13 protein-coding genes are annotated in these 13,082 nt (G+C 68.3%); 8 read left to right on the top strand and 5 right to left on the bottom strand.

Features of this window, described 5'->3' with window-relative positions; translation table 11 throughout:
* Window positions 1-164: 164 nt before the first annotated feature.
* The 5 genes from coaBC to P2T65_RS06675 all read left to right on the top strand — a co-directional run bounded on the left by coaBC (window position 165) and on the right by P2T65_RS06675 (window position 3,825).
* The gene (coaBC, locus tag P2T65_RS06695; protein ID WP_063186720.1) at window positions 165-1,373 is read left to right on the top strand and encodes a bifunctional phosphopantothenoylcysteine decarboxylase/phosphopantothenate--cysteine ligase CoaBC; all 1,209 of its coding nucleotides are present in this window, start codon (window positions 165-167) and stop codon (window positions 1,371-1,373) included.
* Window positions 1,370-1,840, top strand: a complete 471-nt coding sequence (gene dut, locus P2T65_RS06690; RefSeq protein WP_055459458.1) for a dUTP diphosphatase — start codon at window positions 1,370-1,372, stop codon at window positions 1,838-1,840. The genes coaBC and dut overlap by 4 nt, the downstream gene beginning before the upstream one ends.
* 33 nt (window positions 1,841-1,873) lie before the next feature.
* The gene (locus tag P2T65_RS06685; RefSeq protein ID WP_019402126.1) at window positions 1,874-2,326 is read left to right on the top strand and encodes an Rrf2 family transcriptional regulator; all 453 of its coding nucleotides are present in this window, start codon (window positions 1,874-1,876) and stop codon (window positions 2,324-2,326) included.
* 121 nt (window positions 2,327-2,447) lie between these two features.
* Window positions 2,448-3,434: a cysteine synthase A gene (gene cysK / locus P2T65_RS06680; protein ID WP_055459457.1), complete on the top strand. Its 987-nt coding sequence runs from the start codon at window positions 2,448-2,450 to the stop codon at window positions 3,432-3,434.
* 229 nt (window positions 3,435-3,663) lie between these two features.
* Window positions 3,664-3,825, top strand: coding sequence for a hypothetical protein (locus P2T65_RS06675; protein ID WP_157672332.1), 162 nt, complete (start codon window positions 3,664-3,666; stop codon window positions 3,823-3,825).
* 60 nt (window positions 3,826-3,885) lie between these two features.
* Here the strand turns inward: P2T65_RS06675 and typA are convergent, their stop codons facing one another.
* Window positions 3,886-5,715, bottom strand: coding sequence for a translational GTPase TypA (gene typA, locus P2T65_RS06670; protein WP_055459456.1), 1,830 nt, complete (start codon window positions 5,713-5,715; stop codon window positions 3,886-3,888).
* Window positions 5,716-5,919: 204 nt separating this feature from the next.
* On the opposite strand from typA, the gene P2T65_RS06665 reads away from it, so the two are divergent.
* Together P2T65_RS06665 and P2T65_RS06660 are read left to right on the top strand one after the other, a co-directional pair.
* Entirely contained in the window at window positions 5,920-6,372 is a 453-nt protein-coding gene (locus P2T65_RS06665) for a MarR family transcriptional regulator (protein ID WP_055459455.1), read from the top strand.
* Window positions 6,369-7,712, top strand: coding sequence for a multidrug effflux MFS transporter (locus tag P2T65_RS06660; protein ID WP_276199458.1), 1,344 nt, complete (start codon window positions 6,369-6,371; stop codon window positions 7,710-7,712). The genes P2T65_RS06665 and P2T65_RS06660 overlap by 4 nt, the downstream gene beginning before the upstream one ends.
* A 4-nt stretch (window positions 7,713-7,716) precedes the next feature.
* On the opposite strand, the gene P2T65_RS06655 is transcribed toward P2T65_RS06660, so the two are convergent.
* The 4 genes from P2T65_RS06655 to fdxA all read right to left on the bottom strand — a co-directional run bounded on the left by P2T65_RS06655 (window position 7,717) and on the right by fdxA (window position 11,731).
* Window positions 7,717-8,826: a site-2 protease family protein gene (locus P2T65_RS06655; protein WP_055459453.1), complete on the bottom strand. Its 1,110-nt coding sequence runs from the start codon at window positions 8,824-8,826 to the stop codon at window positions 7,717-7,719.
* A gap of 95 nt (window positions 8,827-8,921) precedes the next feature.
* Window positions 8,922-10,331 (bottom strand): argininosuccinate lyase, encoded by a 1,410-nt coding sequence (gene argH, locus P2T65_RS06650; protein WP_276199457.1) that lies wholly within the window; start codon window positions 10,329-10,331, stop codon window positions 8,922-8,924.
* A 155-nt stretch (window positions 10,332-10,486) separates the two neighbouring features.
* Window positions 10,487-11,260 (bottom strand): ferredoxin--NADP reductase, encoded by a 774-nt coding sequence (locus P2T65_RS06645; protein ID WP_063186709.1) that lies wholly within the window; start codon window positions 11,258-11,260, stop codon window positions 10,487-10,489.
* A 108-nt stretch (window positions 11,261-11,368) separates the two neighbouring features.
* Window positions 11,369-11,731, bottom strand: coding sequence for a ferredoxin FdxA (gene fdxA, locus P2T65_RS06640; protein WP_276199456.1), 363 nt, complete (start codon window positions 11,729-11,731; stop codon window positions 11,369-11,371).
* Window positions 11,732-11,868: 137 nt separating this feature from the next.
* Here fdxA and P2T65_RS06635 point away from each other — a divergent pair, with 137 nt between their 5' ends.
* On the top strand, window positions 11,869-13,065 hold the full coding sequence (locus tag P2T65_RS06635; RefSeq protein WP_055459451.1) for an amidohydrolase family protein: 1,197 nt from the start codon (window positions 11,869-11,871) through the stop codon (window positions 13,063-13,065).
* Window positions 13,066-13,082: the final 17 nt, after the last annotated feature.

Below are 13,082 nucleotides of genomic sequence, written 5' to 3'. Positions count from 1 at the left end.
GCTCTGCACGTTAAGGTTGATTCTTCATTTCCGCTTCGAAGGCATCCTTGGAGCGCTGAACTGTTTGCGCGCTGTGCACGACGCGCTAGTTTGCGCGTCGCGCCGCGCCGGCCTCGCTCGCCGAAAGCGCCCGGCGCCGGATCGATCCTCGACGGGAGCGGCGCGTGACCAAGCGTATCCTTCTCATCATCGGTGGCGGAATCGCGGCCTACAAGTCGCTCGATCTCATCCGCCGCTTGAAGGAGCGCGGCCATGAGGTGCGTGTGATCCTGACGAAGGGCGGCGCCGAATTCATCACGCCGCTCTCCGTCGCCAGCCTGTCGCGCGAGCGCGCATTTACCGACCTCTTCTCGCTGACGGATGAGGCGGACATCGGCCACATCGAACTGTCGCGCTCGGCGGACCTCCTCGTCGTCGCGCCGGCGACGGCCGACCTGCTCGCGAAGATGGCCGGCGGCCATGCCGATGATCTCGCCTCGACGGCGCTTCTTGCCACCGACAAGCCGGTCCTCGTCGCCCCGGCGATGAACCCGCGCATGTGGCAGCACCCCGCGACGCGCCGCAACATGGCGCTCCTCCAGGCCGACGGCGTTACCGTCGTCGGACCGAACGAGGGGGCCATGGCCGAGCGCGGCGAGTTCGGCCCCGGACGCATGGCCGAGCCGATGGAGATTCTCGCCGCCGTCGAGCGGCTTCTCGGCGGTGCGGACCTGCCGCTCGCCGGCCGCCACGTTCTCGTCACGTCGGGCCCGACGCACGAGCCGATCGATCCCGTGCGCTACATCGCCAACCGCTCCTCCGGGCGCCAGGGGCACGCCATCGCGGCCGCCGCGGCCGCCGCCGGGGCGCGGGTGACGCTCGTGTCCGGGCCGGTCGCCATCGCCCCACCCGCGGGGGTGACGACGGTGGCCGTCGAGACCGCCCGCGAGATGCTGGCGGCGGTCGAGGCGGCGCTACCGGCCGATGCCGCAGTCTTCGCCGCGGCGGTGGCGGACTGGCGCACGGCGGGCGAAGCCGCTCAGAAGATGAAGAAGAACGGCAAGGGGGCGCCCAGGCTCACCCTCGTCGAGAACCCCGACATCCTCGCCACCATCGCGCATCGTGCCGAGCAGCGGCCCGGCCTCGTCGTCGGCTTCGCGGCCGAGACGGAGAAGGTGGTGGAGCATGCCCGCCAGAAGCGTCTGCGCAAGGGCTGCGACTGGATCGTCGCCAATGACGTCGGCCCCGGCACGGGGGTGATGGGCGGCACGCGCAACACGGTGCATCTCGTCACCGGCGAGGGCGTCGAGGACTGGCCGACCATGGACAAGGACGAGGTGGCGCGCCGGCTCGTGGCCCGCATCGCCGCCGCCATGCCGAAGGGATCCGCATGACACCGACGCCGCCTGCCGAACCGCACGTGGAGGTCGTGCGCCTGCCGCATGCGGGTGACCTGCCGCTGCCGCGCTACGAGAGCGCGCATGCCGCCGGGCTCGATCTGATGGCGGCCGTGCCCGCCGATGGGCCGGTGACGCTGCCGCCCGGCGGCCGCGCGCTCGTGCCCACCGGTTTCGCGATGGCGCTGCCTCCCGGCTATGAGGCGCAGGTGCGGCCACGCTCCGGTCTCGCCCTGAAGCACGGCGTGACCGTTCTCAACGCGCCGGGGACTGTGGATGCGGATTACCGCGGCGAGATCGGTGTTATTCTGATCAACACGGGTGCAGCGGATTTTACGGTGAGCCGCGGTATGCGCATTGCACAGCTGGTCGTCGCGCCCGTGCGGCAGGTCCGGTTGGCGGAAGTCGACCGGCTGGGCGCGACGGAACGCGGCGCCGGCGGTTTCGGGTCGACCGGCATGTGACCCGCGAGAAGCAGACGAAGAGGAACGACGACAATGATCCTGCTCTCCCGGCGCAGCCTTCTCGCCATTGCCGCTGTCGTCGACGTGGCCATCCACGCACGGCCGAGCCCGGTGGCGGCGAAACTGCTCGCGGCCCGTCACAACCTGCCGCCGCGTCATCTTGAGACGGTGCTGCAGCAACTCGTGCGGGCCGGCATCCTCAAGGGAGTTCGGGGACCGCGCGGCGGCTATGAACTCGCGCGTGAGCGCCGCCGCATCACGGCCGGCGAGATCGTGCGGGCGGCGATGGCGACCTCAACGGAGGAATCGCTGCCGCCCGTGCCGGAATCCGCCCTCGTCGACCTCGTCGTCGGGCCGGTAGTGCGCGATGCCGGGGAGGCCTTTCTCAGGATCCTCGATGAATCGACGGTCGAAGACCTGTGCCGACGCGCCGAGGAGGCCGCGGTCTTCGGGCTCGTGCCGTCGTCGGTCGATTTTACGATATAGAATGTGATTATAGGAATATTATCGACAGTCTTTGTGTAAATATGCTATCGGGGCTGAGGTTCAATCACCTGGCCTGCCTTTCATTTCTGTGGCAGGCCGGCAGCAGGGTGGAGACGAGATCATGGCCGAACCAGCCACCAAGCCCGCAACGGACAAGCAACATGTGCCCGGGCGCGGGCGGATCTACAATTCGATCACCGAGACGATCGGCGACACGCCCCTGGTGCGGCTCGACCGGCTGGCGAAGGACAAGGGCGTCAAGGCCAACCTCCTCGCCAAGCTCGAGTTCTTCAATCCCATCGCCAGCGTGAAGGACCGCATCGGCGTCAGCATGATCGACGACCTCGAGGAGCGCGGCCTGATCAGGCCGGGTGCGACGCTCATCGAGCCGACCTCGGGCAACACCGGCATCGCGCTCGCCTTCGTCGCCGCCGCGCGTGGCTATCGCCTCATCCTCGTCATGCCGGAGACGATGTCGATCGAGCGGCGCAAAATGCTCGCCTTGCTCGGCGCCGAACTCGTCCTCACCCCCGGCCCGCAGGGCATGCGCGGCGCCGTCAACCGCGCCGAGGAACTGAAGAACGAGATCCCCGGCTCCATCATCCCCCAGCAGTTTGCCAACCCGGCCAATCCGGCCATTCACCGTCGCACCACTGCGGAGGAGATCTGGAACGACACCAACGGCGCGGTGGACATCTTCGTCTCGGGCGTCGGCACCGGCGGCACCATCACCGGCGTCGGCCAGGTACTGAAGCCGCGCAAGCCCTCGCTGCGCGTCGTCGCGGTCGAACCCGAGGATTCGCCCGTTCTTTCCGGCGGCCAGCCCGGCCCGCACAAGATCCAGGGCATCGGCGCCGGCTTCGTGCCGCAGGTGCTCGACCGCTCGGTCATCGACGAGGTGGTGACGGTGGGCAACCAGACGGCCTTCGACACCGCGCGCCTGGTCGCCCGCCTCGAGGGCATCCCGGTCGGCATCTCCTCCGGCGCGGCGGTGGCTGCGGCCCTCGAGATCGCCGCCCGTCCGGACAGCGCCGGCAAGACCATCGTCATCATCATCCCCTCCTTCGCCGAGCGCTATCTCTCGACGGCGCTGTTCGAGGGTCTGTGATCTTCATCCCTCTTTCCGCGAGTGGGGAGAGGGAACGTCGACGCTCCTTCAGGAGGCTTTTGCTCAACTGGTTTGCGAAGCGCAGGGGCGGCCATGTGGCCGCCCTTTTGCTTGTCCGGCTTCGGCGGGCCCCGCCGCGTGCGGGGGCGCACGCCGGCCCGTTCCGGTTCGGCGCATTTTGTCCCTGCCTGACGCGCCGATGCGGCGCCGGGCACCGGGGAGCCGAACCATGTACCGCCGCCTCGCACTTCTCTCGATGTTCGTGTTCTTCGCCGCGGCCTATGCGACGCAGGACCGGCTGCCGCGCTCGGCGGTGAGCTTGCTGCGCCGGGCTGGCGAGCATGTTGCGATCGTCTCAGAAACGGACGTGAGCATCGGTCCGGACATGTGAGCGTCGCCCAAGCGGGACATGAAAAAGGGCGCCTTCGGCGCCCTTTCATTTGGCCCGGCGTCAGCCCGCCGCCGCTTCCTTGGCGCGCTCGGCGCGCTTGCGGTCGTTGGGGTCGAGCAGGGTCTTGCGCAGGCGGATGGACTTCGGCGTCACCTCGACGAGCTCGTCGTCCTGGATCCAGGCGAGCGCCCGCTCCAGCGTCATGCGAATGGGCGGCGTCAGGCGCACCGCCTCGTCCTTCGACGTCGTGCGGATGTTGGTGAGCTTCTTGCCCTTAAGCACGTTGACCTCAAGGTCGTTGTCGCGCGTGTGCTCGCCGACGATCATGCCCTGGTACACCTTCCAGCCGGGCTCGATCATCATCGGGCCGCGGTCCTCGAGGTTCCACAGCGCATAGGCCACGGCCTCGCCGGCGTCGTTGGAGATGAGCACGCCGTTGCGCCGGCCGGCGATCTCGCCCTTGTAGGGGGCGTAGGCGTGGAACAGCCGGTTCATGATCGCGGTGCCCCGCGTGTCGGTCATCAGCTCCGACTGATAGCCGATGAGGCCGCGCGTCGGGGCGTGGAAGACAAGGCGCAGCCGGTTGCCGCCGGAGGGGCGCATCTCGATCATGTCCGCCTTGCGCTCAGACATCTTCTGCACGACGACGCCCGAGTGCTCCTCGTCGACGTCGATGACGACCTCCTCGATCGGCTCCAGCGTCTCGCCCGTGGCCTCGTCCTTCTTGAAGACGACGCGCGGGCGCGACACTGCGAGCTCAAAGCCCTCGCGGCGCATGGTCTCGATGAGGATGGCGAGCTGCAGTTCGCCGCGGCCGGAGACGAAGAAGGAATCCTTGTCGGACGATTCCTCGATCTTCAGCGTGACGTTGCCCTCGGCCTCCTTGAACAGGCGGTCGCGGATCATTCGGCTCGTCACTTTGTCGCCCTCGGTGCCGGCGAGCGGCGAATCGTTGACGAGGAAGGACATGGTGACCGTCGGCGGATCGATCGGCTGGGCCGGCAGCGGCGTGTCGACCTCGGGGGCGCAGAAGGTGTCCGCCACCGTGCCCTTTTCGAGGCCGGCGATGGAAACGATGTCGCCCGCCTCCCCCAGCTCGATCGGCTGGCGCTCGATGCCACGGAAGGCGAGGATCTTCGATACGCGGCCCTGCTCGATGACCTTGCCGTCACGGTCGATGACCTTGATGGCCTGGTTCGGCTTGACCTGCCCCGCCGAGATGCGGCCGGTGATGATGCGGCCAAGGAAGGGGTTCGCCTCGAGGATGGTGCCGAGCATGCGGAAGGCGCCGTCCTCGACGGTCGGCGGCGGCACGTGGTCGAGTACGAGGTCGAAGAGCGGCCCAAGCCCGGCCTCCTTCGGGCCCTCGGGCGAGGCCGCCATCCAGCCGTCGCGGCCCGAGCCGTAGAGGATGGGGAAGTCGAGCTGCTCGTCGGTGGCGTCGAGGGCGGCGAAGAGGTCGAAGACCTCGTTGATCACTTCCTGCGCCCGCGCATCCGGCCGGTCGACCTTGTTGATGGCGACGATGGGGCGCAGACCGATCTTGAGCGCCTTGCCGACGACGAACTTGGTCTGCGGCATCGGGCCCTCGGCGGCGTCGACGAGCACGATGGCGCCGTCCACCATGTTGAGGATGCGCTCCACCTCGCCGCCGAAGTCGGCGTGGCCGGGCGTGTCGACGATGTTGATGCGCGTGCCCTTCCAGACGACCGAGGTCGCCTTGGCAAGAATCGTGATGCCGCGCTCCTTCTCGAGGTCGTTCGAATCCATCACGCGCTCGGCCACGCGCTGGTTCTCGCGGAAGGCGCCGGACTGGGCGAGCAGCTTGTCCACGAGGGTCGTCTTGCCGTGGTCGACGTGGGCGATGATGGCGATATTGCGCAGCTGCATGAAAACTCCTGCCGCGGCGGATGGGGCCCGGCTCATGACACGAAATGGCAAAGCGGATGGGACAGCGCGCGCTGCCTACGCGCCCTGGCACGCGGTTCCTATAATCCGATGTGCGTCAAACGGCAACGGAAAGTCTGTTGCGGCGCAGCAGCCCCTTGACCTTCGCCATTGGTTTGATAAGGTGTACTTATATTAAGGCGAGCGATGAAATCCGGTCCAGCCACCTTCGGTTTCCTCTTGACGGATGCAGCGCGCCTCCTGCGCGCGCGCTTTGACCGCGCCATGGAGGAGGCGGGGCTCGGCCTCACGCCGGGCGAGGCGCGCGCCCTCGTCTTCGTCAGCCATTTCGCTCCGATTCGCCAGAGCCACCTCGCCGAGCGCATGAGCGTGGAACCGATGACGCTCGTCGGCTTCATCGACCGGCTGGAGGCACGCGGGCTCGTTGAACGTATGCCGGACCCGGAGGATCGGCGCGCCAAGACGGTGCAGCTCACGCCGGCGGCCCTGCCGCTCGTCGAGGAGATCAAGATCGTGCTGACGCGGGCCCGCGAGGACGCGACGCGCGACTTCTCGCAGGAGGAGATCGAAACCATGCGCCGGCTGCTCGACCGCATGCGCAGCAATCTCTGCAGCCGCAGCGGCGGGGAGGGAGCATGAAGCCGTCCGCCGCCACGCCGATGATGAGCGAGATGCGCACCGCCGTCATCGGCGCCTTCATCGTGGCGCTCGGGCCGGTGAGCCTGGCGCTCTACACCCCAGCTATGCCGGCGCTGGTCGGAGCCTTCAACACGACGCCGGCGGCGATCAACCTGACGCTGACGGTTTATTTCTTCGGCTTCGCCTTCGCCCAGCTCGTCTGCGGTCCGCTTTCGGACGCCTTTGGACGGCGGCCTGTGGCCATCGGCTTCTTCTCCATCTACCTGGCCGGCAGTCTCGTCGCCGCCTGGTCGCCGAGCATCGGCTGGCTGCTCGCCGGCCGGGCGCTGCAGGGCGTCGGCGTGGCGGCCGGCGTCGCCATCTCGCGCGCCATCGTGCGCGACCAGTTCACGGGCCAGACTTCGGCCCGCATCATGAACCTGATCGGCCTGATGCTGGCCGTCGGCCCGGCCGTCTCGCCGACGCTCGGCGGCATGACGGCGAGCGCCTTCGGCTGGCACGCCCTGTTCGTCATCATGGTCGTCTACGGCCTCGCCGTGGTCCTCACGCTCGCCCTCGCGACGCGCGAGACGAACCTTGCGCCCGACAGGGCGCTGGCGCGTCCGGCCCGCATGCTGACGAGCTACGGCGTTCTCCTGTACGATCGGCGCTTCCTGCGTGCGGGCCTCGTGCTCGGCCTCACCACCGGCGGGCTCTACACCCTCGCCTCCATGCTGCCCTTCGTCATGATCGACCGGGTGGGCCTGACGCCGACGGGTTTCGGCCTGTCGATGCTTTGCCAGACCGGAGCCTATACCATCGGCACGGTGATCGCCGGGCGGCTGCTGCGCCGCTTCGAGGCGAGCCGCCTCATCTCGGCCGGTCTCGTCTTCTCGCTCTCGGCCGCCCTCTGGTTCGCGGTGGGCCTGAGGCTGCTGCCGCCGGGCTTTGCCACCGTCATGGTGCCGGTTGCGCTGTGGGCTTTCGGCATCGCCCTCGTCATGCCTGGCGTCACGACCAATGCGCTCGCCGGTTTTCCGCATATCGCCGGCGCCGCGGCAGCCATGACGGGATTCATGCAGATCGGCGGTGGGCTCGTCGGCTCGGCGGTCGGCGCGGCCTTCTTCAGCGATCCCTTCGTCGCCATGACGACGGTCTTGCCGCTGATGGGTGTCCTGGCGGTTGCCGCCCATACCGGCCTCGCGCCGCGCCCGCTGCGCGCAGCCCCTCCCGCAGCCGAGGATCTGATGGCGGCTGCCGACCCCGCAGGCATCGTCGGCACGGGCGCGGAGGAGGCCATGCTGCTGGAGGAGGCGCGCCCGCGCGAACCCCGGACGGCGCGGGAGGACGCCCGCACCTGATCGGTCAGGCGCGCGGGTTGCGGTGGCCGAAGCGCCATTCCGGCTGCACGGAGCGCACCAGCATCATCTCGCCGATGTTCTCCGCCGTGAGGAGGCCGACGAGACGATCGTTTCCGTCGAGCACGCCGAGGGCCGGGGCCTTGGCCTCGTTGAGCTTGCGAAAGGCGGCCTCGAGCGGCTGGCGGTAGTGGATCGTCGGCACCTCGGCATTCATGACCTCGATGACCGGCGATGCGGCGCCGTGGTTCCTGAGCGCCATGACAAGGGCGTCGCGCGTCAGGATGCCGCGCAGGTGCCCGCCGCCGTCGACGACCGGGAATTCCTTCTGGGACGTGCGGATCATGGTCTCGACGGCATCGTCGAGCGAGCTCTGCGGGCCGAGCACCTCGAACTGCGTGATCATCGCCTCGCCGACCGGCAGGCCGCGGGTGACGTCGCGGAAGGCGACGTGCTCGGCCTCCGAGGAGGCGGCGAGATAGACGAAGATGGCGATGAAGATGAGGAGCGGGTTGAGGAAGAGGCCGGCGAAGCCGAGGAGGAAGGCGAAGCCCTGGCCGATGGTGGCGGCAAGCTGCGTCGCCCGCGAGAAGCCGACCCGCATGGCGAGGATCGCCCGCAGCACCCGGCCGCCGTCCATGGGAAAGGCCGGAATCATGTTGAAGAGGACGAGGATGATGTTGGCCCCGGCGAGGCGCGCGAGCAAGCTGACGCGTGGATCCTCGAGGCGCGCCATGTCCGTCAGATCGACCGTCGCGCCGAGGATGATGACGAGCACGAGGGCGATGACGACATTGACCGCGGGCCCCGCGACGGCGACGACCAGTTCCTCGCCCGGCTTTTCCGGGATGCGCTCGAGGCTCGCGACGCCGCCGATCGGGAAGAGCGTGATGTGCGGCGTGCGCACGCCGTAGCGCCGGGCGGCGAGCACGTGGCCGAACTCGTGGAGCAGCACGCACAGGAAGAGGAGCGCGATGAAGAGGACGCTGTCAGCGGCGGCGGCGGGTCCGCCGAGGCGGTATTGCGCGAAGCCGATCCACGCCAGGAAGAGCAGGAAGGTGACGTGGATGCGCACCGCGGTGCCGGCGATGGTGCCGACGTGAATGGACCAGGGCATGGGGGTTGAGCCTCCGCTTCATGCTTTGTCACAGCAAAGCATGAAGCGGACCGTTTACGCCATGGGGCCAAGGGGTTCGTCGTGCGTCTAGGCGTTCAAAGCCGGGCGCGCCACCAGGCGATCTGGGCGCGCACGTTGTCGGGGGCCGTGCCGCCGAAGCTCATGCGCGAGCGCACGGAGTTCTCGACGCCGAGGACGCCGTAGACCGCGTCCGTGATGCGCGGCTCCACCGCCTGCATCACGTCGAGCGACAGGTCTTCCAGGCCGCAGCCGCGCTGCTCGGCTTCGGCGACGAGGCGCCCGGTGACATGGTGGGCGTCGCGGAACGGCATTTCGAGCGCGCGCACCAGCCAGTCGGCGAGATCGGTCGCCGTGGCGAAGCCGGCGCCGGCGGCGGCCGCCATCCGCTCGGACACGGGCTTCAGGTCCGAGATCATGCCGGAGACGGCGGCGAGCACGAGCTCGTAGGTGTCGGCGGCGTCGAAGAGGCGCTCCTTGTCCTCCTGCATGTCCTTGGAATAGGTGAGCGGTAGGCCCTTCATCACCGTGAGCAGCGCCACCAGCGAGCCGATGATGCGGCCCGGCTTGGCGCGCACCAGCTCGGCCGCGTCCGGATTCTTCTTCTGCGGCATGATGCTGGAGCCGGTCGTCCACTGGTCCGACAGGCGCACGAAGCCGAACTGCGGCGTCATCCAGATCACGATCTCCTCCGCGAGGCGCGAGAGGTGCATGGCCGAGATCGAGGCGATCGACAGATATTCGAGGATGAAATCGCGGTCGGAGACGGAATCGAGCGAGTTGCGCGTCGGCCCGTCGAAGCCGAGCGCTTCGGCCGTTGCGTGCCGGTCGATGGGGAAGGAGGTGCCGGCGAGGGCGGCGGCGCCGAGCGGGCATTCGTTGAGGCGCTTGCGCGAGTCGCGGATGCGCGAGCGGTCGCGCCCCAGCATCTCGACATAGGCCATGAGGTGGTGGCCGAAGGTGACGGGCTGGGCGCTTTGCAGGTGGGTGAAGCCGGGCATCACCGTCTCCGCATGGGCGGCCGCCTGGGTGAGCAGCGTGTCCATCAGGTTGGTGATCTGGGCGTCGGCCCGGTCATGCGCCTCGCGCACCCACAGGCGCACATCCGTCGCCACCTGGTCGTTGCGGCTGCGGGCCGTGTGCAGGCGCCCGGCGGCCGGGCCGATGAGGTCGCGCAGGCGGCCCTCGACGTTCATGTGGATGTCTTCGAGCGCCGTCGAGAAGGTGAAGTGGCCGCCCTCGATCTCCTCGAGGATGCGCTTCAGCCCGTCGTGGATGGCGTCGCGGTCCTCTTCCGAGATGATGCCCTGCTTCGCCAGCATGTCCGCATGGGCGACGGAGCCACGGATGTCCTGGGCGGCGAGGCGCCTGTCGAAGCCGATGGAGACGTTGATGGCCTCCATGAGTGCGCTCGGCGAGGAGGCGAAGCGCCCGCCCCACATCGCATTGGCGTTCCCGTCCTGCCCGTTTGCCGGCTTGCCGCTCATGTCGCCTCGCTCGCTTCTTCTGGCGCCCCTTCGCCATCGGCGCGTCATAGGCCAGCAGCGGGCGGGGGGCAAGGCGTGGGGAGGGGGCGCAAGAGAAAAGGCGCGGCGGGTTCGCGCCGGCCGCGCCTCAGGCAGGGGAGAAAGCTGAACCGGGCTCAGCGCTCGGCGAAGGCCTTCTCGATGACGAAATGGCCCGGCTCGCCGTGGTTGCCTTCGGTGAAGCCGCGCTCCTCGAGGATGATCTTGAGGTCGCGGATCATCTGCGGGCTGCCGCAGAGCATCAGGCGGTCGTTCTCGGCGTCGATCGGCGGCAGGCCGATGTCGCCGAAGAGCTTGCGGGTCGTGATGAGGTCGGTGATGCGGCCGCGGTTGCGGAAGGGCTCGCGCGTCACGGTCGGATAGTAGATCAGCTTCGAGCGGATCTCCTCGCCGAGGAACTCGTCTTCCGGCAGGTCGCGCGTGATCATCTCGCCATAGGCGAGTTCGGACACCTGGCGGCAGCCGTGCAGCAGGACGACCTTCTCGAAGCGCTCGTAGGTCTCGGGGTCGCGGATGAGGCTGAGGAACGGCGCAAGGCCCGTGCCGGTGCCCAGCAGGTAGAGGTTGCGGCCGTGCATCAGGTTGTCGAGCACGAGGGTGCCGGTGGCCTTGCGGCCGACGATGATGGGATCACCTTCCTTCAGGTGCTGCAGGCGGGAGGTCAGCGGCCCGTCCGGCACCTTGATGGAGAAGAACTCCAGCTTCTCGTCGTAGTTGGGGCTCACGACGCTGTAGGCCCGCAGGAGGGGTTTTCCCTCCACCTCGATGCCGATCATCGTGAACTGGCCGTTCTTGAAGCGGAAGCCGGGGTCGCGCGTCGTCGTGAAGGAGAACAGCCTGTCCGTCCAGTGATGCACGCTCAGGACGCGCTCTTGGTTGAAGTTGCTCATGGCTTCTCGTCCATGCTCCCGGATCTGCGTCGCGGCCGGTGCCGCGGGGTTGAGTGCCGCGCCTTCACATAGCGGGGCGCCGCGCGGGGGAAAAGGGGTAACCAGCTTCTATTTGCACGATCTCGTACGGAATTGCAAGTATTTACATTTTTCCGTACTAAATAGAAATTTCTCCTTGCCGGGGACGTCTTTCCACGCGTCCGCATCGTCCGGGACCGGTCCCTTATCGGTGATGTTGGGCCAGATCGCGGTATATTTCGCATTGACGGGCAGCCAGCGGTCGGCGCGCGGGTCAGTGTCGGAGACGATCGCGTCGGCCGGACATTCCGGCTCGCACACGCCGCAGTCGATGCATTCGTCCGGATGGATGACGAGCATCGTCTCCCCCTCGTAGAAGCAGTCGACCGGGCACACCTCCACGCAATCCTGGTACTTGCAACGGATGCAGCCATCGGTCACGACATAGGTCATGCGAACCTCCGGAAGGGCTCTTGCTCGCCTCTAGATTGTTTGTATACTAACAAATTAGCGCACCTGATCCGGCTTGTCAATCGGGTCGCGACGCGGGCGGCGAGAGGCTGGTCGAAGCAACGGGAGAGAGGGAACCTATGGCGCACGACGCGGTACAGCAGGGCGGGAAGGGCAAGCTCGTCATTCGCAACATCGGCCTGATCCTGAGCGGCGATCTCGAGCGGCCGATCCTCGACGGCGACACGGTGGTCGCGATCGACGGCCGGATCGCCGCCGTCGGCCGCGAGAAGGACGTCGACACCGACGGCGCGAGCGAAGTCATCGATGCCAACGGCACGGTGCTGACGCCCGGCCTCATCGACAGCCACGTCCATCCCGTGGCCGGCGACTGGACGCCGCGCCAGCAGCAGCTCAACTGGATCGACAGCAACCTGCACGGCGGCGTCACCACCATGATCTCGGCCGGCGAGGTGCACACGCCGGGCCGGCCGCGCGACGTCGTCGGCCTCAAGGCCATGGCGATCTACGCCCAGCGCACCTTCTCCGCCTTCCGCCCGAGCGGCGTGAAGATCCACGCCGGCGCGCCCTGCATCGAGCCGGACATGACGGAACAGGACTTCAAGGACCTGGCCGACGCGGGCGTCAAGCTGCTCGGCGAGGTCGGCCTCGGCGGCGTCAAGGACGGGCCGACGGCGCGCAAGATGGTGGCCTGGGCGCGCAAGTACGGCATCCAGTCGACCATCCACACCGGCGGGCCGTCCATCCCCGGCTCCGGCCTCATCGACAAGGACGTGGTGCTGGAGGCGGACACGGATGTCGTCGGTCACATCAACGGCGGCCACACGGCCCTGCCGGACGACCAGATCCGCTGCATCTGCGAGGGCTGCAAGCGCGGCCTCGAGCTGGTGCACAACGGCAACGAGCGGGCCGCGCTCTACACCCTGCGCATCGCGCGCGAGATGGGCGACCTCAACCGCGTCATCCTCGGCACGGATGCGCCGGCGGGCTCCGGCGTGCAGCCGCTCGGCATCCTGCGCATGGTCTCGCTGCTCTCCTCGCTCGGCGACGTGCCGGCAGAGGTGGCCTTCTGCTTCGCCACCGGCAACACGGCGCGCATGCGCCAGCTCGACTGCGGCCTGGTCGAGGTCGGCCGCGCGGCCGATTTCGTGCTGATGGACAAGGCCCAGCACTCGGCGGGCAAGGACCTGCTCGAGTCCGTGCGCCTCGGCGACCTGCCGGGCATCGGCATGACCATCATCGACGGCATCGTGCGCACGCAGCGCAGCCGCAACACCCCGCCGGCGACGCGCATGCCGGAGATCGTGGCCCGATAGGGCGCACGCGTTTCCGG

Source organism: Chelatococcus sp. XZ-Ab1 (genome assembly GCF_029309855.1).
GTDB lineage: Bacteria > Pseudomonadota > Alphaproteobacteria > Rhizobiales > Beijerinckiaceae > Chelatococcus_A > Chelatococcus_A sambhunathii.
This window is presented reverse-complemented; position numbering and strand designations above follow the sequence as displayed.